23 protein-coding genes are annotated in these 22,806 nt (G+C 62.5%); 18 read left to right on the top strand and 5 right to left on the bottom strand.

Features of this window, described 5'->3' with window-relative positions; all coding sequences use genetic code 11:
• Positions 1 to 82 precede the first annotated feature (82 nt).
• Positions 83 to 1,141 (bottom strand): hypothetical protein, encoded by a 1,059-nt coding sequence (locus tag LAN64_04695; protein MBZ5567133.1) that lies wholly within the window; start codon positions 1,139 to 1,141, stop codon positions 83 to 85.
• On the opposite strand from LAN64_04695, the gene LAN64_04690 reads away from it, so the two are divergent.
• The 11 genes from LAN64_04690 to LAN64_04640 all read left to right on the top strand — a co-directional run bounded on the left by LAN64_04690 (position 1,140) and on the right by LAN64_04640 (position 12,606).
• Positions 1,140 to 2,225: a sigma-70 family RNA polymerase sigma factor gene (locus LAN64_04690; protein MBZ5567132.1), complete on the top strand. Its 1,086-nt coding sequence runs from the start codon at positions 1,140 to 1,142 to the stop codon at positions 2,223 to 2,225. The two genes, LAN64_04695 and LAN64_04690, sit on opposite strands and share 2 nt — an antisense overlap.
• A complete protein-coding gene (locus LAN64_04685; GenBank protein MBZ5567131.1) occupies positions 2,222 to 3,463 on the top strand; it encodes a zf-HC2 domain-containing protein in 1,242 nt (413 codons plus the stop codon). Before LAN64_04690 ends, LAN64_04685 begins: the two co-directional genes overlap by 4 nt.
• A 233-nt stretch (positions 3,464 to 3,696) precedes the next feature.
• The gene (gene hisI / locus LAN64_04680) at positions 3,697 to 4,041 is read left to right on the top strand and encodes a phosphoribosyl-AMP cyclohydrolase (protein ID MBZ5567130.1); all 345 of its coding nucleotides are present in this window, start codon (positions 3,697 to 3,699) and stop codon (positions 4,039 to 4,041) included.
• Positions 4,038 to 4,907: an ATP phosphoribosyltransferase gene (hisG, locus tag LAN64_04675; protein MBZ5567129.1), complete on the top strand. Its 870-nt coding sequence runs from the start codon at positions 4,038 to 4,040 to the stop codon at positions 4,905 to 4,907. Before hisI ends, hisG begins: the two co-directional genes overlap by 4 nt.
• The gene (gene hisD, locus LAN64_04670) at positions 4,907 to 6,154 is read left to right on the top strand and encodes a histidinol dehydrogenase (GenBank protein ID MBZ5567128.1); all 1,248 of its coding nucleotides are present in this window, start codon (positions 4,907 to 4,909) and stop codon (positions 6,152 to 6,154) included. The genes hisG and hisD overlap by 1 nt, the downstream gene beginning before the upstream one ends.
• Positions 6,147 to 7,223 (top strand): histidinol-phosphate transaminase, encoded by a 1,077-nt coding sequence (hisC, locus tag LAN64_04665; protein MBZ5567127.1) that lies wholly within the window; start codon positions 6,147 to 6,149, stop codon positions 7,221 to 7,223. Before hisD ends, hisC begins: the two co-directional genes overlap by 8 nt.
• Positions 7,220 to 7,807 carry an imidazoleglycerol-phosphate dehydratase HisB gene (hisB, locus tag LAN64_04660; GenBank protein MBZ5567126.1) on the top strand — a complete coding sequence of 196 codons (588 nt, stop codon included), beginning with the start codon at positions 7,220 to 7,222 and terminating at the stop codon, positions 7,805 to 7,807. Before hisC ends, hisB begins: the two co-directional genes overlap by 4 nt.
• On the top strand, positions 7,804 to 8,394 hold the full coding sequence (hisH, locus tag LAN64_04655; protein ID MBZ5567125.1) for an imidazole glycerol phosphate synthase subunit HisH: 591 nt from the start codon (positions 7,804 to 7,806) through the stop codon (positions 8,392 to 8,394). Before hisB ends, hisH begins: the two co-directional genes overlap by 4 nt.
• Positions 8,388 to 9,152, top strand: coding sequence for an imidazole glycerol phosphate synthase subunit HisF (gene hisF, locus LAN64_04650; GenBank protein MBZ5567124.1), 765 nt, complete (start codon positions 8,388 to 8,390; stop codon positions 9,150 to 9,152). The genes hisH and hisF overlap by 7 nt, the downstream gene beginning before the upstream one ends.
• Complete coding sequence (locus LAN64_04645; GenBank protein MBZ5567123.1) at positions 9,146 to 9,820, top strand: 1-(5-phosphoribosyl)-5-[(5-phosphoribosylamino)methylideneamino] imidazole-4-carboxamide isomerase; 675 nt, start codon at positions 9,146 to 9,148, stop codon at positions 9,818 to 9,820. Before hisF ends, LAN64_04645 begins: the two co-directional genes overlap by 7 nt.
• A gap of 65 nt (positions 9,821 to 9,885) precedes the next feature.
• Complete coding sequence (locus LAN64_04640; protein MBZ5567122.1) at positions 9,886 to 12,606, top strand: PIG-L family deacetylase; 2,721 nt, start codon at positions 9,886 to 9,888, stop codon at positions 12,604 to 12,606.
• 89 nt (positions 12,607 to 12,695) lie between these two features.
• Here the strand turns inward: LAN64_04640 and LAN64_04635 are convergent, their stop codons facing one another.
• Complete coding sequence (locus LAN64_04635) at positions 12,696 to 12,974, bottom strand: OsmC family protein (GenBank protein ID MBZ5567121.1); 279 nt, start codon at positions 12,972 to 12,974, stop codon at positions 12,696 to 12,698.
• Complete coding sequence (locus LAN64_04630; protein ID MBZ5567120.1) at positions 12,975 to 13,178, bottom strand: hypothetical protein; 204 nt, start codon at positions 13,176 to 13,178, stop codon at positions 12,975 to 12,977.
• 218 nt (positions 13,179 to 13,396) lie between these two features.
• Here LAN64_04630 and LAN64_04625 point away from each other — a divergent pair, with 218 nt between their 5' ends.
• The 7 genes from LAN64_04625 (at position 13,397) to LAN64_04595 (ending at position 20,901) form a co-directional block, all read left to right on the top strand.
• Complete coding sequence (locus LAN64_04625; protein ID MBZ5567119.1) at positions 13,397 to 14,611, top strand: multicopper oxidase domain-containing protein; 1,215 nt, start codon at positions 13,397 to 13,399, stop codon at positions 14,609 to 14,611.
• 130 nt (positions 14,612 to 14,741) lie between these two features.
• Positions 14,742 to 16,172 carry a phosphotransferase gene (locus LAN64_04620; GenBank protein MBZ5567118.1) on the top strand — a complete coding sequence of 477 codons (1,431 nt, stop codon included), beginning with the start codon at positions 14,742 to 14,744 and terminating at the stop codon, positions 16,170 to 16,172.
• Positions 16,169 to 16,909, top strand: a complete 741-nt coding sequence (locus tag LAN64_04615; protein MBZ5567117.1) for a nucleotidyltransferase family protein — start codon at positions 16,169 to 16,171, stop codon at positions 16,907 to 16,909. The genes LAN64_04620 and LAN64_04615 overlap by 4 nt, the downstream gene beginning before the upstream one ends.
• Before the next feature lie 134 nt (positions 16,910 to 17,043).
• Positions 17,044 to 18,327 (top strand): ATP-binding cassette domain-containing protein, encoded by a 1,284-nt coding sequence (locus tag LAN64_04610; GenBank protein ID MBZ5567116.1) that lies wholly within the window; start codon positions 17,044 to 17,046, stop codon positions 18,325 to 18,327.
• Positions 18,328 to 18,445: 118 nt separating this feature from the next.
• Complete coding sequence (locus LAN64_04605; protein ID MBZ5567115.1) at positions 18,446 to 18,613, top strand: hypothetical protein; 168 nt, start codon at positions 18,446 to 18,448, stop codon at positions 18,611 to 18,613.
• Between the two features lie 128 nt (positions 18,614 to 18,741).
• Positions 18,742 to 19,437, top strand: a complete 696-nt coding sequence (locus LAN64_04600; protein ID MBZ5567114.1) for a class I SAM-dependent methyltransferase — start codon at positions 18,742 to 18,744, stop codon at positions 19,435 to 19,437.
• Between the two features lie 63 nt (positions 19,438 to 19,500).
• Positions 19,501 to 20,901 (top strand): glycosyltransferase family 4 protein, encoded by a 1,401-nt coding sequence (locus tag LAN64_04595; GenBank protein ID MBZ5567113.1) that lies wholly within the window; start codon positions 19,501 to 19,503, stop codon positions 20,899 to 20,901.
• A 26-nt stretch (positions 20,902 to 20,927) separates the two neighbouring features.
• Here the strand turns inward: LAN64_04595 and LAN64_04590 are convergent, their stop codons facing one another.
• Positions 20,928 to 21,767 (bottom strand): FkbM family methyltransferase, encoded by an 840-nt coding sequence (locus LAN64_04590; protein MBZ5567112.1) that lies wholly within the window; start codon positions 21,765 to 21,767, stop codon positions 20,928 to 20,930.
• A gap of 110 nt (positions 21,768 to 21,877) precedes the next feature.
• Positions 21,878 to 22,612: a class I SAM-dependent methyltransferase gene (locus LAN64_04585; GenBank protein ID MBZ5567111.1), complete on the bottom strand. Its 735-nt coding sequence runs from the start codon at positions 22,610 to 22,612 to the stop codon at positions 21,878 to 21,880.
• Positions 22,613 to 22,806: the final 194 nt, after the last annotated feature.

Raw genomic sequence — 22,806 nt, 5'->3', positions numbered from 1 at the left:
TTGGAAAGGCGCGGCTCCCTCGACCGCGCTCGGGATGGGTTCCGCCGCGCCCTTCAGAAACAAGGTTAATTACCAACAACCATTACTCGGCGGCTTTGGCGAGGTGCAGGTCAAAGCCGGTCTTGGGCAACAGCGAGGTCAGTTCAAAGACCTTGAAGCCATCGCCAGAAATTTCGGTCTGGCGGAAGACGCCCGGCTCGACCTCGGAGACCTGGCGGCGGCCGTCCATGTCGTCGAGAAACTGCTGCGCGGTGCGAACGTCCACCCGGACGGGTGCAACCGCGCGAATCGGCATCGCTTCGGCGGCGTAGGAGCGCACCAACTTCGGCCAGTATTTTTCCAGCAGCGAAGTGCTGGCGAAAATGTCCACCCAAACGAGGCGACCCGCGACAGCGGCGACGACGCCCACGGCGTTGCGCGCGCGCAGATCGCGGATGAGGCCCTGATAATCGCGCTGCACGGGCGCGGCGATTTCGTCCACCTGCCTTTTGACTTCGGAGTTATCCATGACGCGGGCGTAGGAAGTGGTGCCGGCGATTTCCGCAGCGGCGGGGGCGGGAACGGAGCGGCCGGCGACAGCGGCGGAATTGCGCACCTCGTTCCAGACTTTCTGCTGGTCCTTATCGGCCATGGCCTTGGCACGCACGCTGGGCTGCGCCATCTGTGAGGTCATGCCCTTGAAGTTCGCGTTAACCTCGGTCCAGCGGCCGGGCTCGACGCAGAAAACGCTGAGATCGACGGGATCGCTATGTGCGGGGACGAGCCGGTCCTTGCCGATGACGCGATCCTGCTTGCCGCCGGTGACAATTTCTCCGGCGAGCAGGAGCAGAGGACGGCTGGAATTGTTGATCAGCACCAGGCGATTGACCTCGCCTCCGCCGGCGGGAATCGGGCGGCCACCGCGGCGGATGAGCGGCTGGATACGTCCGGCTTCGCTGACGATGACGTCGCCGGAGCGAAGACCTTCGTCGAGGGTCATGAACGCGGAGGTGTCGTGCGTACTGGGAGCGACGACTGGAAAGATGGTGAGATTACCGTGGCTGATAGGCGAGAGCACTTTGTAGCCGGAGCTTACCTCGCCGGCGAGGGCGGCCAGCGACACGGCGAGGACGAAAATAAATGCTGCAAGTTTGCGGGGCATGTCCGTTCTCCTTGGCTGGACTGGCGGCACTGTGCCTCGCCTGTCCTGCTGGCGGAAGAACGATGCGAGTTGCGCCACTTGCGAAGAAAATTTGCAGCGGCGCGGTGGAGCCGAGCGGCAGATGTTTTGGTACCATCCAGCCATCATCGTTATGAGCGGGAGTAGCCAATCCGAGGCGGCGGGCGCGTTTCTGGCGGGTAGGGAGCCGCTGATCGCGGAATTGTTTGAACGCAGCGGCGGTGCGCGCTACGGGATGTCGGCGCTGGATTTCGCGCGCGTGCTGGAAGGGATCGCCGCCAGGTATCTACCGGCTGAGGCCACGGCGGAGGAAACGCGCGAGTTGATGGTCAGCCTGCGGGTGGAGGAGTTAGCGCTGGCGCGCGCATGCGCCGCGGGCGACGAGCGCGCGTGGCAGGATTTCCTCATCCGCTTTCGCGAGAAGCTGTACGAGGCGGCACTGCGGATCGCGAAAAACGATGCCACCGGGCGCGAGCTGGCGGATTCGCTGTACGCTGACTTGTACGGCACGACGACGCGCGAGGGGCGCAGGGTGTCGAAGCTGGAGTCGTACACCGGGCGCGGATCGCTGGAAGGATGGCTGCGCACGGTGCTGGCGCAAGAGTTCGTTAACCGCTATCGCAGCCAGCGGCGCCTGGTCAGCCTGGAGGAGAAGGACGAAGAGGGCGTGCAGTTTGCAGCGGCGGCGCCTTCGGCTGCCGTTGCGGTTGATCCGCGCCTGGAAGCGGCGACCGACGAAGCGCTGGCGCAGTTGAATGCGGAAGAGAGATTCGTGCTGGCGGCATACTTTCTCGATGGCAGGACACTGGCGGAGATCGCGAAGACGCTGCGCGTGCATGAATCCACGATCAGCCGCAGAGTGGAGAAGCTCACGGCCGCGGTTAGGAAGCGAGTCCGCAACGGACTGACGGCTCGCGGGATGAGCAAGCGCCAGGCGGAAGAGGCGCTGGAGGCGGACGTTCGCGATGTCCAGGTGGACGTGCGCGCACGGCTGGCGCAAGAAAGTCAGCAGGCGACGTTCTATGGTGGAGGCGGGCGCGTCGGTGGGAATGAGCAGATGAGATGAGCGAGTTACCCAAATTCGTGAGGCAGCGGCTGCAGCAGCCGGCGGCAGGAGAACATCCGGATGCCAATTTGCTCGCCGCATTTGCCGAGGACGCACTGACCCAACGCGAGCGCGCGCAGGTGCTGGCGCATTTGAGTGCGTGCAGCGCGTGTCGCGAGGCGGTATCGCTGGCATCGCCGGAGGTCCCGGCGGCTGCGCCCGCTGCGGTTCCAGGTGGCACGCGGTGGGCGCGCTGGCCGATGTTGCGCTGGGCGGGAGTCGCGGCGGCGGTGGTGGTGGTCGCGGCGGCGGTCATGGTGCAGAATTCGCGGCGGACGGTGTCGGTCACGAAAGTCGCGAGTGAAGAGTCGGTTGCTAAGCCGGCGGAGCGGAAGCGGGCCGAAGAGACGTTGGCTGATGCGAAAGGCCCAGCGCCGGCGCAAGATCGCGTGCTGGAGAAGGAGAGCCGCACTGCGCGCCTCTCGGGTCGGGCAGAAATCAGAGCCGACAAGAAGAAGGATGCGATCTCTGGCGTGATGGCGAACGCGGCTCCAGCTCATGGCAACCGAGTCGTGCAGAGCAATGAGGCAGCGCAATCGCAGGCGCACGACCAGGCGCCCGGGATGGCGGCGCCTGCGCCACGAGCGCCAATTAATGAAAGCGCAAACGCGCCGATTGGGGGCGTGGCGGCGATGGAACAGTCGAAGCAGCAGCAGGCGATTGCGCCTGCGTCCCAAGCCGGCAGCGCGCGTGATTCGGCGGAGGTGATGGCACAAACGGATGCGGTGGCTGCGCAGAAGGTCAAGACCGAGGGCAAGGATAAGTTTGTACTGAATGGCCGGGCCGGCGCGCGCCGCGCTACTGCGCCTGCATCGGAGGAGGCGGGCAGTCCGATAATGAAAACGGCGTTGAGCGCACAGATGCACTGGCGCGTTTCCGCCGAGGGCACACTGGAACGCTCAACCGACGCCGGGCGAACGTGGCAATTCGTGCGTGTCGGCGCATCAACGCCTACGTTCCGGACGTTGGCCGCCGTGGGCCACGATCTGTGGGCTGGGGGCGCGGGCGGCGCGCTCTATCATTCGCCGGACAACGGGCGCATGTGGACCCGCATCGTGGTGACGGCAGGCGACGCGACGTTGGAGTCCGACATCGCGCGCGTGGAATTCAGCGACGCGCAGCACGGCGCGGTGACCACTACCGAAGGCGAAACTTGGACGACCGCCGACGGGGGCGCGACGTGGTCAGTGCATCATTGACCCGGGGGGTTCTGACGCCGAAGACGCGACCTTGTCTGCCCGTGTTTTTTCATTTGACAGCAGGGATACGTCACGTATGATTGTGACGAATATGACTTCGCTGACCCATCGCCATCACCATCATCGCCACGGCGAAAACGTGTCAGCGGAGGTCTCCAGCTAAGCAACCGGCAATTCTAAAGACCTAGCCCGCTGACAACCTCAGCGGGCCTTTTCATTTTGGCGAGGAGAACATGGTGGAAATCGATTTCGACAAGATGCAGGGCCTGGCGCCGGCGATCGTGCAGGACGACGCGACCGGGGAGGTCCTGATGCTCGGGTTTATGAACCGGGAGGCGCTGCGAATCACGCTCGACTGCGGTTACGCGACCTTCTTCAGCCGCACCCGCGGGAAGTTGTGGACGAAGGGGGAAACCTCCGGCAACCGCCTTAAGGTGACGGCGCTCACCACGGATTGTGACCAGGACTCGTTGCTGGTGCGGGTGCAGGTGGAGGGCGAAGGCAAGGTCTGCCACGAGGGGACGCGCTCCTGCTTCACCAGGCGGCTGGCGCCGGCAAGCGATGGCGGTGCGCGATGAAACTCCGACTGGGAATACCGAAAGGAAGCCTGCAGGAGGCCACGATCCAGTTGTTCGACCGGGCGGGGTTCAAGATCTATGCGAACGGGCGCTCGTATTTCGCGGGCACCGACGATCCCGAAATCGAATGCATGTTGATCCGCGCGCAGGAAATGGCACGCTACGTCGAGCACGGCGCGCTGGATGCCGGCCTGACGGGGCACGACTGGGTGATCGAGAGCGGGCTGGAGGTGGTGACGGTGGCCGACTTGGTGTATGCGAAGCAGAGCCGCGGGAAGGTGCGCTGGGTGCTGGCGGCGCCGGAAGAGTCGCCGTTCCGACGGGCCGAGGATCTGGCGGATTGCATCGTGGCGACGGAGCTGGTGAACGTGACGCGCCGCTACTTCGAAGCGCGCGGCATTCCGGTGAAAGTGGAATTTTCCTGGGGCGCCACCGAGGTGAAGCCGCCGATGCTGGCGGACGCGATTGTCGAAGTCACCGAGACGGGGAGCTCGCTGCGCGCGAACCGGCTGCGGATTCTGGACACGGTACTGGAATCGAACACGCAGCTCATCGCCAATACGCGAGCGTGGCAGGACAACGCCAAGCGGCAGAAGATCCAGAACATCGCGCTCATGCTGTGCGGAGCGATCTCGGCGCAGGGGCGGGTCGGGCTCATGCTGAACGTGCAGAAGGCGGATCTTGCCGCCGTGCTTGCCGTCTTGCCTGCTTTGAAGCGGCCGACAATTTCTGCGCTCGCCGATGAGGACTGGGTGGCGCTGAACACGGTCATTGAGGAAAGCGTGGTGCGCGACGTGATCCCGCGGCTGAAGGCGGCCAATGCGCAGGGAATCGTGGAGTATCCGCTGAACAAGGTGGTGGTGTGATGCGGATCGTGCGTGGGCGCAGTCTGCGGGCGGAGGTGGAGCGGTTGGCGCGCCGCGCCACGCAGCCGAATCTAAGGGCAGCGAAAACGGCACAACGCATTGTGAGCGATGTCCGCCGGCGAGGTGACGCAGCGCTGCGGGCCCATTCCAAGCGATGGGACGGTTTGGCCAAGGGCCAGGCTCTCGAGGTGTCGGGCGCGGAAATGAAGGAAGCGCTCGCGTCGGTGTCGCGGGAATTTCGCGTTGCGCTGGAGAAGGCGGCACGAAACATCCGCCAGTTCTGCGAGTGGCAGATGCCGCGCAAGTTCACGCGCGAAATCCAGCCGGGAGTCTCGGTCGGGCAGGTGATCCGGGCGCTGGATTCGGTCGGGTGCTACGTGCCGGGCGGGCGATATCCGTTGCCGTCTTCGCTGCTGATGACGGCGATCCCGGCGCAGGTGGCGGGAGTGGCGCGCATCGCGGTCGCCTCGCCCCGGCCGGCGCGCGAAACGCTGGCGGCGGCGGCGCTGCTGGGAGTCGAGAAACTCCTTCGTATCGGCGGCGCGCAGGCGATCGCGGCGTTTGCCTACGGTACGGAGAGCGTGCCGCGGGTCAGCAAGATTGTGGGCCCGGGGAACAGTTTTGTAACCGAAGCGAAGAAACAAGTCGCCTTCGATTGCGCGATTGACATGGTGGCGGGACCGACGGAGGTGGTGATTGTCAGCGACCACGGCAGCCCCGCATTTATCGCGTCCGACCTGGTCGCGCAGGCGGAACACGATGCCGAGGCGATCGCGGTTTTTGTCACGTCGTGCGGGAGCCTCGCGCGCACGGTGGCGCAGGCGGTGCGGCGCGCAGCGCGGGGAAACGGTACGGCAGAGGAGTCGCTCCGGAGAAACGGCGTGATCCTTGTCGCGAAATCCAGGGCTGAGGCGTTGGGGATCGCGAACGAGATTGCCGCCGAGCACATCACGGTGTCACGCGAGGATGTGTCGGCTATCACGAACGCGGGGTCGATCTTTGTCGGCGACTATTCGCCGCAGGCCTTCGGCGACTACGCGTGCGGGCCGAACCACGTGCTGCCGACCGGCGGCTCGGCGCGGTTTCGCGGCGGCCTGAGCGTCATGGACTTCGTGAAGATTATCAGCGTGCAGGAGGTATCGCAGCCGGGCTTGGAGCGCGCAGCAGCCGTGGTCGAGACGCTGGCGAGTGCTGAAGGCCTGGTGGCACATGCGGAATCCGTTCGCGCAAGGTGCGCCCATGCTTAGGCCGTCAGAAAGCGTAGCGGGCGTAAAGCAATACCACCCGCCGCTGAGCGGACGAAGCGGGCTGCGCCTGGACTTTAACGAGAACACCGTCGGATGTTCGCCGCGAGTGGTCGAGTGCCTGCGCTCGATCAGCGCCGAGGAACTGACGCGTTATCCGGAGCGCGAGCCGGTGGAGCGCGTGGTGGCCGGATGGCTCGGGCTTTCGGCAGCGGAAGTTGCGCTCACGAATGGAGTGGATGAGGCGATCCACCTGTTGTGCGAGACGTATCTGCAGCCGGGCGACGAGGCGATCGTGGTGGTACCGACGTTCGGGATGTACCGGGTGTACGCGTCGGCAGCGGGAGCGAAGGTGGTGAGCGTGCCGGCTGGTGAGGATTTTCGCTTCCCGACGGGCGAGGCGCTGAAACGGATTTCTGGCCGGACGAGATTGATCGCGATCGCAAATCCGAACAATCCCACGGGGACCGCGGCATCTGCCGACGACCTGCTTACCATCGCCGAACGCGCGAGCGCGGCCGCGGTGCTGATTGACGAAGCGTACTTCGAATTTTACGGACGGAGCCTCATCGGCGAGGTGAGCCGCCGCAAGAACCTGTTCATCGCGCGCACGTTCTCGAAGGCGTACGGCATGGCGGGGCTGCGCGCGGGCGTGCTCGCCGGGCCGGCCGAGCAGATGGAGTTCGTCCGGCGAATCGCGTCCCCGTACAACGTGAATGGAGTCGCGCTCGCATGTTTGCCGGCGGCGCTTGCGGATCGCGAGTACGTCAGCGCGTATGCGGAGGCGGTGCGGCGGGGGCGGGCGCGGCTGCAAGACGAACTGGGCGCGCTGGGGATCAAATGCTGGCCCAGCCAGGCAAATTTTGTACTCGCGCAGTTCGGGACCGCGCGCGCAAGGTTCGTCACGGCGATGCGGCAGCGGAAAATCCTGGTGCGCGACCGCAACAACGACCCAGGGTGCGCCGGATGCGTGCGCATCACCGTGGGAGCCGACACCCACATGGACGCGCTGATCGCCGCGTTGCGCGAATACGCTCGCGAGGGCAAACGCGCCGCCGAGGTGCCGGCATGAGAACGGCAAATCTTCACCGCAAGACGAACGAGACCGACATCCGTTTGCATCTGCGGCTGGAAGGGAGCGGCCGGTATCGCGTATCCAGCGGAATCCGGTTTTTCGACCACATGCTGGAGCTGTTTGCGCGCCACGGCGGATTCGACCTGGAGCTCACGGCACAAGGTGATCTGGATGTGGACCAGCATCACACGGTGGAGGACGTTGGAATCGCGCTGGGCGAGGCGTTCCATAACGCGCTGGGAGACAAACGGGGAATTTTGCGCGCCGGGTACTTCCTAATGCCGATGGACGAGACGCTCGGGCTGGCGGCGGTCGATTTCGGCGGGCGGTCGCAGGCGGTGATTGCAACCAAGGTGCGCACTCCTCTGGTGGGAGACTTGCAATCGGAATTGGTGCACGACTTCTTTGAAGGGTTCGCGCGGGGCGCGCGCGCCAATGTGCACGTGAAGGTGATGTACGGACGGTCGAACCACCATAAGATCGAGGCGCTGTTCAAGGCGTTCGCGCGGGCGGTGCGCGTGGCGTGCTCGCGAGACCCGCGGCTGCGGCGCATGCTGCCCAGCACCAAGGGGCTGTTGTGATCACGATTGTTGACTACAAGGCGGGCAACCTCGCTTCGGTGCAGAAGGCGTTCACGCACCTCGGGTGTGTGACCGAGATCACCAGCGATCCGGACGTCGTCGGGGCAGCGTCGCGGGTAGTGCTGCCTGGAGTAGGGAATTTTTCGGCAACGCGGGCGCTGGCCGAGTCGGGTGTACGCGAGGCCATCGCGCGGGCCATCGCGCGGGGTGTGCCGTTCCTGGGGATCTGCGTGGGAATGCAATGGCTGTTCGAGGGCAGCGAGGAAGCGGCAGGGGTCATCGGGCTGGGAGCGTTCGGCGGCGCGTGCGCGCGGTTCCCGTCGGCGGTGAAGGCGCCGCACGTGGGGTGGAACACGGTGCGGCGGACGGCGGACTCTCGGCTGCTGCGCGGCATGAGTCCGGAGTTCTTCGTCTACTACACGCACTCGTATCGCGCGCCGGCAGCCGAGGGAACCGTGGGCTGCACCGAGTACGGCGGGGAATTTGCGGCGGTGGTGGAACGAGACAATGTGTTCGGGGTGCAATTTCACCCGGAAAAATCAGGCGAAGCGGGACTGCGGCTGCTGAGGAATTTTTTGCAATGCTGACCAAGCGAATCATCGCCTGCCTCGACGTGGATGCCGGACGGGTGGTGAAGGGCACGCGGTTTGTGAATTTGCGGGACGCCGGCGATCCGGCCGAACTTGCGGCCGCTCACGCCGCAGCGGGCGCGGATGAAATCGTGCTGCTCGACATCACGGCCACGCACGAGCGCCGAAGCACGCTGCTGGAGACGGTGCGACGGACAGCGCGCGAACTGTTCATCCCGTTCACGGTCGGGGGAGGAATCGGAGCACTCGAGGAAGCGCGCGCGGTGTTCGAGGCGGGGGCGGACAAGATCGCGATTAACTCCGCCGCCGTGCGCCGGCCGGAGCTGATCACGGAGATTGCGGAGCGCTTCGGCTCGCAGGCGGTGGTGGTCGCAATTGATGCCAAGTCGAATGGTGACGGCCATCACCAGGTATATGTGTCGGGCGGACGGACGCCGGTGGAGCGTCGGGCGGTGGAATGGGCGCGCGAAGCGGAAGCGCGCGGCGCGGGCGAAATTCTGCTGACCTCGATGGACCGCGACGGTACACGCGCCGGCTTCGATTGCGCCCTGACGGCGGCCATCGAGGGCGCGGTCTCGATCCCGGTAATTGCTTCCGGGGGCGCCGGGTGCGTCGGGCATTTCGTCGAGGTGTTGCGCGAGGGGCGCGCCGACGCCGCACTCGCGGCATCCATCTTTCATTTCGGGGTTCACGATATCCGCCAGCTCAAGCGGGAATTGCAGGCGGCTTCCATTTCGGTGAGGTTCCCGTGCTGATCCCGTCGATTGACCTGATGGGCGGGAAGATCGTGCAGTTGGTGCAGGGGGAACGCAAGGCGCTGGAGTTTTCCGATTTTGACTACTGGATCGAGCGCTTTACCGGATATTCGGTGGTGCAGTTGATCGACCTGGATGGGGCGATGGGGAAGGGCAGCAACCGTGAGTTGCTGCAGCAGTTCACGTCGCGACTGCGCTGCCAGGTTGGCGGGGGAATCCGCAGCGTGCAAGCGGCGCAGGAAGTGCTGGCCGCGGGAGCTCAAAAGATCATTGTCGGTTCAGCGCTGGTGCGGGGAGCGCAGGTGAACACGGCGTTCGCCAAGGAACTGGCGCAAGCGGTCGGTACGGAGCAGATCGTTGCCGCGCTCGACGCGCGCGGCGGCAAGGTCGCGGTGCACGGCTGGCGCGAACTTGCGATGGTGACGCCGATCACCATGCTCCGTGAGGTCGAAAGGTACTGCGGCGGGTTCCTCTATACGCATATCGAAACCGAAGGGCTGATGCAGGGAATCCCGCTGGAGGCCGTGCGCGAGCTACGCGCCGCCACCTCGCGCAGGCTGATCGTGGCCGGCGGCGTCCGGTCGCTGGAAGAGGTTGAGACCCTCGATGCCATGGGCGTGGACGCCGTGGTCGGGATGGCCATCTATACCGGACAAATGAAGACCTGAATTCTGAAGCGCCCGCGGCCGCCGGCTCATCTTCGTTTATGCTCGTCTGTTTCCGAGGAGAGAGGATGGCGCACAGGTTGCGGTCGAGGCTGACTACCGTTGTCATCGCCGTGGTTCTGGCATGTGGGGCGGGGATTGCGCAGGAAATTCCCGCCCCGGACCGTGGTTCCAATGCGCTGGTGGAGATGCTTTCCCGCCTGCGCACCACGGCGCGCTTACTGCACACCACCGCACACCCGGACGACGACGACGGCAGCATGCTCGCTTACGAGTCGCGCGGACAGGGCGCGGAGACGATGATGCTCACGCTCAACCGCGGCGAGGGCGGGCAGAACAAGTTCGGCGCGGCGCTGTCGGATGAGCTTGGAATCCTGCGCACGCTGGAGTTGCTGGAAGCGGACCGCTTTTACGGAGTGGAGCAGCGCTTTACGCGCGTGGTCGATTTCGGATATTCCAAGACCGCCGACGAGACGTTTCAAAAGTGGAGAGGACACGACGCGGCGCTTGCCGACATGGTGCGCGTGATCCGCACCTTCCGGCCTGATGTGATCGTGTCGCGCTTCGACGGGAGCGGGCGGGACGGGCATGGCAATCATCAGGCATCCGGCATTCTGTCGCGAGAGGCATTTCGCGCCGCCGCCGATTCGAAGCGGTTTCCCGAACAGATTCGCGAAGGGCTGTTTCCGTGGCAGGCCAAGAAGCTCTACATCGGCAACATTCGCGGTGAGGATGGCGCCAATCTGCGGCTGAACGTGGGCACATATGACCCGGTCCTGGGAACGTCGTTTGCGCAGTTCGCCACCGAGGGGCTGAAGCACCAGATGTCGCAGGGAGTCGGCGGCTTCTACAACCCGCCGGGAAACCTGTTTCGCACATACAGGCTGGTGGACTCGGTGCTGCCGGCGGGTGCGGCGATGGAGAACGGATTTTTCGACGGGATTGACACAACCTTACCCGGGATTGCTGCACGATTGGGCAGCGAAGAGGGGAACGCGCCATTTCTGCGGCCTGCACTGGCGGCAATCGCGAAGGCGGTGGACGATGCCGCGGCGGCGTTCAAACCGACTGATCCGTCGCCGTCGGCTGCGCCACTGCTCACGGGGCTGAAGCAGATCAATGTGCTGATCGAGCAAGTGAACGCTGCTCAACTATCGCCGGCCGGCAAAGCTAAAGTGTTGACGGACCTGCGGACCAAGCAGCGGCAGCTTGAGGAAGCAGCCAATCTGGCGCTCGGGATGGAGTTGGATGCGTCAGTTGACGCGGAACGGCAACAGTCGTTTTTCGGATTCTTTCGTCAGGAAGAGACGTTTCAAATGGCGGTACCGGGCCAGACATTCACGGTGACGGCGCGGCTCTACAACCGCGGGCGGCAGACGATCACGGCGAAGGACATTGAACTGGAGCTTCCGGCGGGATGGCAAGCGACGAAGGTGAAGTCGGAACTGCGCACGCTGGCGTCCAACGAGCAGGCGTGGGCGCAATTCCAGGTCACAGTTCCCGGTGATGCGCGTTACACACGGCCGTACTGGCATCGCGACGACCCGCTACAGGCGGTGTACACAATTGACGATCCGCTGTACGCGACGCTGCCACTGCCGCCGTGGCCGGTCCAGGCGCACGCGTCCTTCAAGCTGGCCGAAAACACGGGCAGCATATCTTCGGTGGCGAAGGTGAAGTTCATTGATCCGACTTATGGGCAGTCGGAAAGGCCGCTGGCGGTCGGGCCGCCGCTTGCCATCGAAGTGGATCCGCCGGTACAGGTGACTTCCACGCATCGCGATGGCGCAATCGCGGTCACGGTTGGAGTTCGTAACAACGTGAACGGCGTGACGCAGGGAGCGGTGCGCCTGCATGCGCCGAGGGGATGGCGAGTCACGCCGGAATCGCAGCCGGCCGAATTCAGCGCGGGCGGCGAATCCAAGCATTACACGTTCCATGTTACGCCGGCGGAGATGCGGGAGGGAGTTCTTCCGCTGCGGGCGGTGCTCGAGTACGACGGCAAGCAGTACGCGGAAGGCTACGAGATCATCGGGCGGCGCGACATCGGCGATTTTTATTATTACCGGCCGGCGGAGCAAAAGGTGAGCGCGGTGGACGTGATGGCGCCGGCGAATTTGCGCGTCGGGTACATCATGGGCGCGGGCGACGACATCCCGACCGTGCTGCAGCAACTGGGGGTGCAGGTGGAGATGATCACGCCGGGGGACCTCGCATCGGGCGACCTGAGCCGGTTTCACACCATCGTGCTCGGCATCCGGACCTACGATGTGCGCACCGATGTGCGGGCGTACAACCGGCGGCTGCTCGATTACGTGAACAACGGCGGCACCCTGCTGGTGCAGTACAACGCCTCGATGGGCGTGTTTAACGCCGGACACTTCACGCCGTATCCGGCGTCGCTCAGCTACGAGCGGGTCACGGTGGAGGAAGCGCCAGTGCAGATTCTGGATGCGGCGAACCCGATATTCCGCTCGCCGAACCGGATCGGCGAGGGCGATTTCAAGGGATGGGTGCAGGAGCGCGGACTCTACTTCATGGGCTCGTGGGACCCGCATTTCAAGCCGCTGCTGTCGTCGCACGACCCGGAGGAGCCGGCGCGTGAGGGTGGCCTGCTGGTGGCGCCGTACGGGAAGGGATTCTATATCTACACGGGGTACGCGTTCTTCCGCCAACTGCCGGCGGGGGTGCCGGGCGCGGTGCGGCTGTTCGTGAACCTGCTAAGCGCGAGCGCGTCACAGCAAGCGGTGAGCGGCGACACAGGCGCACGTGAGCGTTTGTCGCCATAGGAGCGGTGATCGCTGCGGTGCTGTTGCTGTACAGAGTCCCCAGCCGGTGGACCGAACCATCGGGCGGAACAAGTCCACACAACAAGCGATCAGGCCCCGGTTTCCGGCACGAGTTCGCAAGCGGAAGTGATTTCCATGGCCGGACGCAAGGTGCGATAGACCGGGCACTTGTCCTTATAAATACCATGCACGCGGTCCACGGTTTCGCGCACGGTGTCGGGCGCTTTGAGCAAGAATTTCACGTGCACGCGGCGGATCACGAGGACGCCGTCGTCGGATTCGATCTCTCCCCGAACTTCGGCTACCAGGCGGCCATGCTTGGCATCAATCTGGCGCGCATCCAGCGCCCCGGCAAAGGTGCCCAACATTCAACCGCCCAGTGCCGCGACCACGTAATCGATGGTGGCGGCATGGGATTCCTTCAGACGTGCGATATCGATGCCGTAATGCTTGGCGATGGCGCCGTGCACGCTGAAGCTTACCGGCTGGGACTCTCCGGGAAGCTCGGCGACGCGCAATGGTCCGGACTTGCGCTCAATCTTGACGTTGGAGACATATACGACCTCAGCCATGTGCCACCTCACGAGATTGGAGGGCGTTGTGGCGTCCCCGGATGCAGGAAAGTCACGCCGGACAGATACAGGTCAGCTCCAGGTCAGTGCTGGGGCTCGCTGCCGGGTCAACGCGCAGGCGCCGTTTTTGTTTGGCGAACAAATCGTCGGCCCCTTGCGCACGGCGGTCTTGCGGGAGCAGAATTCCCCCACCGTAGTGCTTCCAGAAAGGATGGCGAATGGCAAAGGACGTTCGTGTAGGCGTTGTGTGTGCCGTGCTGGTTTGGGCGGCAGCTCTTACTCTCAGTGCGCAATCCGCAAGCGGCGGACAATTGGCGGGAGCTTCGAAGACCGCAAGCAGCCGGGCGAAGCGGGCGGTGCCAGCGGGCAAGGTTCGGACTTACTACATTGCGGCCGACGAGGTCGAATGGGACTATACCCCCAGCAACCAAGATCACATGAGCAGCGGGGGCAAATTCGACGCCTACGGCAAGATCTTTGTGGAGCAGGCGAAGAACCGGATCGGCAAGGTCTACCGCAAGGCGATCTACCGAGAGTACACGGACGAGACATTCGCCACGCTGAAGAAGCGTCCTCCGGAGTGGGAGCACCTCGGCATGATGGGTCCGCTGATCCGTGCCGAGGTTGGAGACACGATCAAGGTCGTTTTCCGCAACAACGCATCGCAGCCGTACAGTATGCATCCGCATGGCGTGTCGTATAAGAAAGACTCGGAAGGTGCGCCCTATCCGGACATGACAATGGAGCAGACCGGCCTGGTGCCGCCTCACCAGACCCACGTCTACACCTGGGAAGTGCCGGAGCGAGCGGGGCCGGGACCGAACGACCCGAGTTCCATCGTCTGGCTGTATCACTCGCACAATTACGAACCGAAGGATGTGAATGCCGGCCTGATTGGTCCGATGGTGATTACGCGCCGAGGCATGGCCCGTCCCGACGGCAGCCCCAAAGATGTGGATCGCGAATTCGCGGCTCTGTTCATGATCATTGACGAGAATCAGAGCCCGTACCTCCGGCACAACATCGACACCTATGCGGGCGATCCGAAATCCATCGACAAACTGGAGGCAGTGCCCGCCGATCCCGACGGCAATGCACACCTGGTGCTGGGCCGGGGGTTTGCCATCGTGAACCACAAGGCCACGATCAACGGCTACATGTACGGAAACGGCCCTATGATGACGATGAAGGTAGGGGAGCATGTGCGCTGGTACCTGCTGTCCATGGGAGATGGCTTCAACTTCCACACGCCGCATTGGCACGGCAATGTGGTGACCGTTGCCGGGCAGCGCACGGATATTCTGCCGTTATCGCCGGCTACGTTCGTGACCGCCGATATGGTTCCGGACAACCCTGGTATCTGGATGTTTCACTGCCATGTGTCGGACCACATGACGTCCGGGATGACCACTCACTACCAGGTACTACCGTGAGAGAGAGTGCGGAGCGAAAGAGCCGGCCGGGGTGAACGCAAGATAATCGCAGGATCGAACCGCTGTGCACAGGGCGCCTGCGCTGGCGTGCGATGGCTCTCAGAGCAATTGAATCGTTGAAAATAGCTGCATGGAAGTTCTCAAGAAACTTTTCGAGCAACTCTTCCACTCGCCGGTGGAGCGGGTGCAGCCGCTGCAGGGGCAGCTCGGCGGTTCGGGGCGCAACGTCATCCGGCTGAGCAGCGACAAACATAGCGCGGTTGGAATTCTGTACGAGGTGCGCGAAGAAAACGTCGCGTTCCTGGAGTTCTCCCGGCATTTTCGCCGGCACGGTTTGCCGGTGCCGGAAATCTATGCGGAGGATCTAAGTCAGGGCGCGTACCTGGAAGAAGACCTGGGGGATACCACCCTGTTCGAATTTATCTCGAAAAATCGGGCCGGCGACGAGATCGCGCCCCAGGCGGTGGAAGCTTACCGCAAGGTTGCCGCCCTGTTGCCGCGGTTCCAAGTCGAGGCCGGGCGCGATCTGAATTACAAGGTGTGCTACCCGCGCGCGAGCTTCGATCGCCAGTCCATCGCCTGGGACCTGAATTATTTCAAATACTATTTCCTCCGGCTCGCCGGGATTCCCTTCAATGAGCAGGCGCTGGAAGACGATTTCGGGCGCTTGACGAAATTCCTGTGGAGCGCCGAGCGCGATTATTTTCTGTATCGCGACTTCCAGTCACGCAACGTCATGTTGCGCGACGGCAACCCCTACTTCCTGGATTACCAGGGCGGACGCAAGGGCGCGCTGCAATACGACATCGCGTCGCTTTTGTACGATGCCAAGGCCGATCTGCCGCCGGAATTGCGCCAGCAATTGCTCGATCATTATCTCGACCGGCTGGCGGGGTTCATCGCGCTCGACCGCCCAGCGTTTATGCAGCACTACTATGCCTTCGTCTACGTCCGCATCATGCAGGCCATGGGAGCGTATGGATTTCGCGGGTTTTATGAGCGCAAGCCGCACTTCCTGCAAAGCGTGCCGTATGCGCTGAAAAACGTGCGCTGGCTGCTGCACAACGTTGAGTTGCCGATCGCGTTGCCGACCCTGACGGCCGCGTTCCAGAGCATGCTCGGTTCGGAAAAACTGCGGAGCGTGGCGTCGGAAGCGGAAAACTTGACGGTGCGGATCTTCAGTTTCTCGTTCCACCGCGGCGGACCGCCGAAAGACGAGACCGGGCATGGCGGCGGATTTGTTTTTGACAGCCGCAGCCTGCCGAACCCCGGGCGCGAAGAGCCTTACAAGGCTTTGACCGGCAAAGACGAGCCGGTGATTGAATATCTCAACCGGCAAGAGAGCGTGCACCGGTTTCTCGCCAACGTCATAGCGCTGGTGGATGCCAGCGTGAGCTCGTACCAACGCCGCGGATTCAAGAACCTGATGGTGGCGTTCGGCTGCACCGGCGGCCAGCACCGCTCGGTGTACTGCGCGGAAGCGCTAGCGAAGCACTTGCGCGGCAGAGACAGCATTGAGGTGGTGGTGCGGCACCTTGGGTTGGAGCCCATGGAGCGATGAAAGCGATGGTTCTGGCCGCCGGACTGGGCACGCGCTTGCGGCCGCTCACCAACGACCGGCCGAAGGCGCTGGTGGAAGTTGCCGGCCGCACGCTGCTGGAGATCACGCTCACCCGCCTGCGCAGCTTCGACTTCTGCGAAGTGATCCTCAACGCGCATCACTTCGCCGAGAGGATCGTCGAGTACCTGAAAAAGAACGGCAACTTCGGCATGAGGATCGAAGTGTCGCGCGAGGAGGTGTTGCTCGACACCGGCGGTGGACTGAAAAAAGCCGCCTGGTTTTTTCTCGACGACGCCAACCGGCTTGACGAACCGTTCGTCCTGCACAATGTGGACGTGATCAGCACGATTGACCTGCGCCGCATGGTGCAGTTTCATCGTGACCATCAGGCCCTGGCGACGCTGGCGGTAAAAGAGCGGGAAACCTCTCGCTACCTGCTGTTCGGCGAGCAGCTTCAGCTTTGCGGGCGGCGCGCGGGGCAAGATGGAAGAGCCGAGTTGGTCTGGCCTTCAGAGCGGCCACGAGCGCTGGCATTTTCCGGCATCCACGTTATCTCCCCGCGCATTTTTGGCAAGGTGAGGGAAGAAGGTATCTTCTCGATCGTCGACGCCTATCTGCGCCTGGCAGGGCAGGGAGAGAAGATTCTTGCCTTCCGCGCCGATGAATACTATTGGCGCGACCTCGGCAGGCTGGAGCACGTGCGGCAAGCCGAGCAGGATTTGAAGAAGGAACGTTAACTCGGCTCGATTAATCCGCGTGAACAGGCTGACATGGATTGAGAATTCTTGCTGGGAATCAATTGCAGCATCGGCTGCTGCTCACGGCTTGCGGACGACGCGTTGTATAATCGCGATCACTCCTGAACCCTCGCATGGCTACTACCGCGATTCATTGTGAAGCGCTCGGCAAACGCTACCGGCTGGGCGAGCGTCCCACTAACTCCTTGCGAGAGGCGCTGATGAAGCGGTTGAGCGCGCCCTTTCACCGGGACCCGACAACGAAGGCGGAAGGCAATGGGGACGGGACGATCTGGGCGCTGCGCAACGCTTCCTTCGAGATCGGCGAAGGCGAGGTGGTGGGGATTATCGGGCGCAATGGGGCGGGGAAGAGCACCCTGCTGAAGGTACTGGCGCGGATCACGGAGCCGACCGAAGGTTTTGCCGAGGTGCGCGGGCGGATTGGGTCGTTGCTGGAGGTAGGCACCGGGTTTCATCCGGAGTTGACGGGGCGGGAAAACATTTTCCTGAACGGCGCGATCCTGGGGATGAGGAAGGCGGAGATCACGCGCAAGTTCGACGAGATCGTTGCGTTTGCGGAGATCGAGAAGTTCCTGGACACGCCGGTGAAGCGCTACTCCAGCGGCATGTACGTGCGCTTGGCGTTTGCTGTGGCGGCGCACCTGGAGCCGGAAATCCTGCTGGTGGACGAAGTGCTGGCGGTGGGGGATGCGCCATTCCAGAAGAAGTGCTTTGAGCGGGTGCGGGCGGTGGGACGAAGCGGGCGGACGATCCTGTTTGTCAGCCACAACATGGCGGCGCTGCGGCAGGTATGCCAGCGCGGGATCATCCTGGACGGGGGCCGGGTGGTTGCGGATGGAGAGATCAATGAGGTCGTAGATCAGTACTTGGTGACGGTGGACCTGGCGAGTGCGCAAACGGTGGAGTCGGAAACCCCCACCTGCATCCTGCAGGACGTGCAGATCCGGTCGCTGACCAGCCCGGTGATCAAGACCTACGACGCGGTCGAAGTGCGGGCACGGTTTACGGCAAAAGTGGCAATGAAGGATCCTGGCATCTACGTGTCGTTCCTGACCCTGGACAGTCACAGGCTTACGGGCGTGGTGACGAAGGACATGGAGACGTTTCCGCCGCTGGAGGCGGGGCAAACGGTGGAAATGGGATTCGTGATCGAAGATTTTCCGCTGCTTGCGGGAACCTACGACATGGAGGTGCAATTCCGCGACACCGCGGAACAGAAATACGAATTCGTGCCGGCGATGTTCCGGTTCACTGTGGCAGAGACGCCGGTGTACGGCGTGAGGAAGACGGACGGCTGGTTTGGCCACGTAGCGCTGCACGCGCATCCGTTCTCGTCACAAAAGGAGTCCACTTTGATGCAGGCTGTGCCACGCGACGGGAAGAAGGGGAGAACCTAAGGTGCGAATCGGGAGTGGATTTCACCGATTTCGCCACTGTGCCAGCGCTGGCGGCAGGCCAGACGATGGTACTTGGCTTTGTGATCAAGAACTTTCCCTTTTGGCGGGCAGTTGTCAGATGGAGGTTTACGTCAAGGACACGGCCCGCGCGATAGCCGAGATGGTGCCGCAATCCTTGCGTTTTGAAGTTGCGGAAATCCCGGTGTATGGCGGACGCAAACTGGACTACTGGTTCGGGTTGGTGGCGCTCAGCTCCACTCCGCATCACGAAAGGCCGCGGTCGTGAAATCGGAGCTGCAGGGGAATGCGCTGAAGGCGTCAGCACTGCCAGGAGCAAGCAGGCAGTGGTGGGGGGTGGGTGCGCTGGTTCAGCCATGGCTTACGGCCTTGCAGGGTTACCGGGAAGACGGGTGGGTGCGCGCCGGCGTCAGAGTAATGAAGCTGAGGTTCGCGCTGCTATCAGTTTCAGTGTCGTCTCTGGCCGGCAAGCAAAGATCGAACATGCAGCCCATCCTGGACGACATTTGCCTGCCACCATTCATGGCGACAAGCGATTGTGACGATTTCGAAGCACTGATGCGAATCGTGGCGGTGCGTCGCCCGAAGTTGGTTCTGGAATTGGGCACGGCCCACGGCAACACGGTGGCGAATATCTGCCGTGCGTGCCCGGAAGCGCGGGTAGTTACGGTAAATGCTCTGCCGGAGCAACTCAGCGGCAAATCGACAACTTACGATCTTTCGAAGGATGAGATCGGCCGCGTGTACCGCCAGTACGGGTTCGCGGATCGGGTGGTGCAGGTTTGGGCCAATACGATGCAACTCGACCTTTCGCCTTATCTACCCCATTCCACCGTGGACTTGGCGATTGTTGACGCCTGCCATGACTGCGAGTATGTGATCAATGACTTCCACAAGGTCATTCCGTACGTGCGGCCCGGCGGAATGGTGCTGCTGCACGATACGCACCCCTCCTTGTCGGCGCACTTGTGGAGTAGCTATAAGGCGTGCATGACGCTAAGACGGCTCGGTTTCAATATTTGTCACATTCAGGACACGTGGTGGGGGGTCTGGATCAAGCAAGCTGACGAAGGCGGGCGCGCAGCAACATAAAAGCCGCTGCTTAAGGCTTGCGGACGATGCGTCGTATAATCGCGATCACTGCTGACGCCCCGCATGGCTAATACCGCGATTCATTGTGAAGCGCTCGGCAAACGCTACCGGCTGGGAGAGCGTCCCATCGAGGAAACGTCGCAACACTCGAAGCGTCCACGCCTCGTTTCATCACTGTATCGCCCGATTTTCCCAGCGCGGACGCGTCCACCCTCGAAGGAGAGAACCTTAAGGATGCGAATACTTTTCGTTACCTGGGTCAATTGTGTGCATACTGCGCGCTGGATTGCGCAACTTGACGGGTTAGGTTGGGACCTTCATATTTTTGCAGTGTCGCAGAGTACGCCGCATCCTGAACTGCGAGGAGTCACGGTCCATCGTCTCATCACCGGACCACGCACACGATCAGTGTTGCCGCAGATAGGGTTTTCGTGGCCGTTTGCGCGCGGAGAAACGCGCGCAATGCAGTTGCTTGAAAAGTTTGACCGGTACTCGGCGGCAGCCCGCCTGGCGCGATTAGTTCAGTCGCTGAAGCCAGACATTGTGCACTCGCTGGCCATGCACGGGGGGGCATACGACGTGTTGAATGCGCGCAAACGCATCGGGGTGCAATTTCCGCCGTGGATTTATTCGTGTTGGGGTGTCGACATACACCACTTCGGCCGGCTGCCCGAACATGAAGAACGGATCAGGCAGGTGCTGCGGTACTCCGACTATATGACGACCGACTGCCGGCGCGACGTGCAACTCGCCCGTGAGTTCGGTTTCTCTGGTGAGACGGTTGGCGTTTTTCCGGGCGGGGGTGGTTTTGATTTGCAGGAGATGCGTGCAGTCAGACAGCCCGGACCTGTGCGGTCGCGACGAGTTATTGTCGTCAAGGGATATCAATGCCATCCGGGATCCGTCCGAAACGACCACCCAGGTGCCCGAGGGTTGGTTGCGATCGAAGCGCTGCGCCGTTGCGCGCCGCTGCTGCCGGGCTACGAAGTGGTGGTTTACTCGGCGTATCCGGAGGTGCGCGTCGCGGGGGAGCAGCTTGCGCGGGAAGCCAAACTACCATTCAGATTCCCTCCGCTTCTGACACACCGCGAAATGGCGCGTTTGTTTGGCTCAGCGCGTATAGCAATCGGGCTTGCTACGTCAGACGGGACGCCGAACGCGATGCTGGAGGCGATGATCGCCGGCGCGTTTCCGATTCAGTCCGACACGATCTCCACGCGCGAATGGATTGACGGAGAAAACGGCCTGCTGGTTCCGCCGGAAGACGCGACGGCCGTCGCGGAGGCGATCACGCGAGCCGTGAAAGACGACAACATGGTAGACCGAGCTGCCGAATTGAACGCTACGATGGCGGACCAGCGCCTGGAGCGCGGCGCAATTCAAGCGAAAGTAATCGAGATGTACCAGCTCGTCAAGGCGCACGGCGGCGAAAGGATCCGACGGCGAGCCGAGTGCCTGGTTTGAAACTGGACAGAGACGTGACGGCCCAATCACCTCGTCCGGAAGCCGTCAACGTGGCCGCGGACCCAGGGTTCGGGGGCATCGTCGCGAAGAACCACTTTGAATCCCATCTGCTGCAGGGCGGCGATCACGCTGGCGCGAGTTCGAAGCTGATCGCCGCCGCCCGAGTCAGCCAGGAAATCGTGACAGGCGATGCAAACCGAACCTACGCGTGAGTACCAGCGCACGAGCCCCCGGAGTGCCGCAGTTTCGGCGCCTTCAATGTTGATCTTAAGGAAGTCCACCCGGGCGATCCCTTCGCGGTCGAACAAATTGTCTAGGGTTTCGGCATGGACTCGGTAGCTGCCGGCGGATGGCTCTGCGGTGAGTGCATTCGCCACGTAGTCGGAACCCGTGGAAATCAGAACCTCACCCCGCGTGTCTGAGATCGCTAGGTTAAGAACACGGATGTTTTCGAGCCGGTTGTATTCACAGGTCTTCCGCAAATACAGGAAGGTTTCCGGGTGGGCTTCCACGGCGAGCACGCGGCCGTGCGGGCCAACGGCGCGCGAAAAGGCGAACGCGTCTTCGCCTCGGCCCGCTCCGATGTCAACGATGACGTCCCCGGGCTCAGGCCGGTACGAATGAAACCAGAAATACTCGGAGTTTTGCTCCCGTTTACGCTTTTGTGTGGGCCAAGCGGAGGCGGAATTGATGGAGTAGTCGTAGTAATTGCAGTCAGGGAAGAAATCGCGATCATAGCGATGGACCCACATCTCGCCGTCCCAGAACACGGACGCGGCGTTCGAGCGCAGTTGGCGTCTAACCAGGGCGTTGGTGAAAGCCTGGAGTGCCCAACGGCCGCCGGGGCGGTCCAGAAGACGTAGCATGGCACGCTTGTGCATAGCGGGTCCTAATCAGTAGAAATGCAACCGACGCGACAACCAGTGCCAGGCCTCGGCCTGGCCAAGTGAACACCGGTCATTCGAGCAATCAGCATTCATCCCTTCCAATAGAACACAAGCCAATCATGGCACTCATTCGGACGTGTCTTAACGTAGAATTCCGTGTATTCAGGTTTGTAAACGACCGTCAACCCGCATCGGCCGGCTGCGGTTACTACCGTGGCAAGTTTGAACCAAGATATGCCGGGGTACTGCCAGGTCTCATCCATGGAATCTTGCTTGCCGGGTGTACCGCTGCTGCCGTAGGCATTACCCTCGGCCAAGTAAATGGAGGCGAGAATGCGGCCCCCGGGTGCCAGAACTTTGCAGGCGTTTCGCAGGTACTGTTCCAGTTGCCAATGCGCGGCGTGCGACAACACGGAATGAGACAAAATGAAATCGAACTTCGTCCCCAAGCTACTCGCATCAAAGTTGTCCACGCTTAGGAATCTGGCCTGTTTCTCCCTGACAAGCTCCCGGACGCGGCGGTCTTTTAGGGTCTGTCGTCGCAACCAAGTATTCGGATCCACCCCGGCGTAGTGTCCTTTCATCAAATGCTCGATCAGCATGACTCCAGCATGCAGATTCCCACAGCCGATCTCCAGCGCCTTCGAATCAGGTCTGCACCCCTCCCGCTTGAGGAGCTCAAGTTGGAGTTGCCCGCTTACCTCGTCCGTGCCGACGTATTGATTCGGATCCTTTGGTAAGGCCAGGATCTGCGGCAACAGAGGTTTGACGGCCCGCTTCACTGCGCGGGGTATGAGCTTTCGGATGCGATCCGTGAAATGCATACGCCACCTTAGCTGAAAAGTTGCCGTGAGGGCAGCGATTCCGCGCGCGGAGGTACCATAATTGTGACGCTCAACTGCGCTATCCATTAATATCATTAATCGTCAACTCGAATGCTGGATCCGAAAAAGGACGATTGACTTCCGGACTGTTCAGCCGTGTCAACCGGCGTGCTGAGGCGGGCGATGGCGACGCT

This window comes from Terriglobia bacterium, from assembly GCA_020073185.1.
GTDB lineage: Bacteria > Acidobacteriota > Terriglobia > Terriglobales > Acidobacteriaceae > JAIQGF01.
Note: the sequence above shows the minus strand (reverse complement) of the source record. Positions and strands in the feature narration are given on the sequence as shown.

Excerpts from the sequence above, each read along its gene's own strand:
- LAN64_04690 (MBZ5567132.1), top strand. The coding sequence starts at position 1,140 with ATGTCCGTTCTCCTTGGCTGGACTGGCGGCACTGTGCCTCGCCTGTCC.
- LAN64_04695 (MBZ5567133.1), bottom strand. The coding sequence starts at position 1,141 with ATGCCCCGCAAACTTGCAGCATTTATTTTCGTCCTCGCCGTGTCGCTG.
- LAN64_04685 (MBZ5567131.1), top strand. The coding sequence starts at position 2,222 with ATGAGCGAGTTACCCAAATTCGTGAGGCAGCGGCTGCAGCAGCCGGCG.
- hisI (MBZ5567130.1), top strand. The coding sequence starts at position 3,697 with ATGGTGGAAATCGATTTCGACAAGATGCAGGGCCTGGCGCCGGCGATC.
- hisG (MBZ5567129.1), top strand. The coding sequence starts at position 4,038 with ATGAAACTCCGACTGGGAATACCGAAAGGAAGCCTGCAGGAGGCCACG.
- hisD (MBZ5567128.1), top strand. The coding sequence starts at position 4,907 with ATGCGGATCGTGCGTGGGCGCAGTCTGCGGGCGGAGGTGGAGCGGTTG.
- hisC (MBZ5567127.1), top strand. The coding sequence starts at position 6,147 with ATGCTTAGGCCGTCAGAAAGCGTAGCGGGCGTAAAGCAATACCACCCG.
- hisB (MBZ5567126.1), top strand. The coding sequence starts at position 7,220 with ATGAGAACGGCAAATCTTCACCGCAAGACGAACGAGACCGACATCCGT.
- hisF (MBZ5567124.1), top strand. The coding sequence starts at position 8,388 with ATGCTGACCAAGCGAATCATCGCCTGCCTCGACGTGGATGCCGGACGG.
- LAN64_04640 (MBZ5567122.1), top strand. The coding sequence starts at position 9,886 with ATGGCGCACAGGTTGCGGTCGAGGCTGACTACCGTTGTCATCGCCGTG.
- LAN64_04635 (MBZ5567121.1), bottom strand. The coding sequence starts at position 12,974 with ATGTTGGGCACCTTTGCCGGGGCGCTGGATGCGCGCCAGATTGATGCC.
- LAN64_04630 (MBZ5567120.1), bottom strand. The coding sequence starts at position 13,178 with ATGGCTGAGGTCGTATATGTCTCCAACGTCAAGATTGAGCGCAAGTCC.
- LAN64_04625 (MBZ5567119.1), top strand. The coding sequence starts at position 13,397 with ATGGCAAAGGACGTTCGTGTAGGCGTTGTGTGTGCCGTGCTGGTTTGG.
- LAN64_04620 (MBZ5567118.1), top strand. The coding sequence starts at position 14,742 with ATGGAAGTTCTCAAGAAACTTTTCGAGCAACTCTTCCACTCGCCGGTG.
- LAN64_04615 (MBZ5567117.1), top strand. The coding sequence starts at position 16,169 with ATGAAAGCGATGGTTCTGGCCGCCGGACTGGGCACGCGCTTGCGGCCG.
- LAN64_04610 (MBZ5567116.1), top strand. The coding sequence starts at position 17,044 with ATGGCTACTACCGCGATTCATTGTGAAGCGCTCGGCAAACGCTACCGG.
- LAN64_04605 (MBZ5567115.1), top strand. The coding sequence starts at position 18,446 with ATGGAGGTTTACGTCAAGGACACGGCCCGCGCGATAGCCGAGATGGTG.
- LAN64_04595 (MBZ5567113.1), top strand. The coding sequence starts at position 19,501 with ATGGCTAATACCGCGATTCATTGTGAAGCGCTCGGCAAACGCTACCGG.
- LAN64_04590 (MBZ5567112.1), bottom strand. The coding sequence starts at position 21,767 with ATGCTACGTCTTCTGGACCGCCCCGGCGGCCGTTGGGCACTCCAGGCT.
- LAN64_04585 (MBZ5567111.1), bottom strand. The coding sequence starts at position 22,612 with ATGCATTTCACGGATCGCATCCGAAAGCTCATACCCCGCGCAGTGAAG.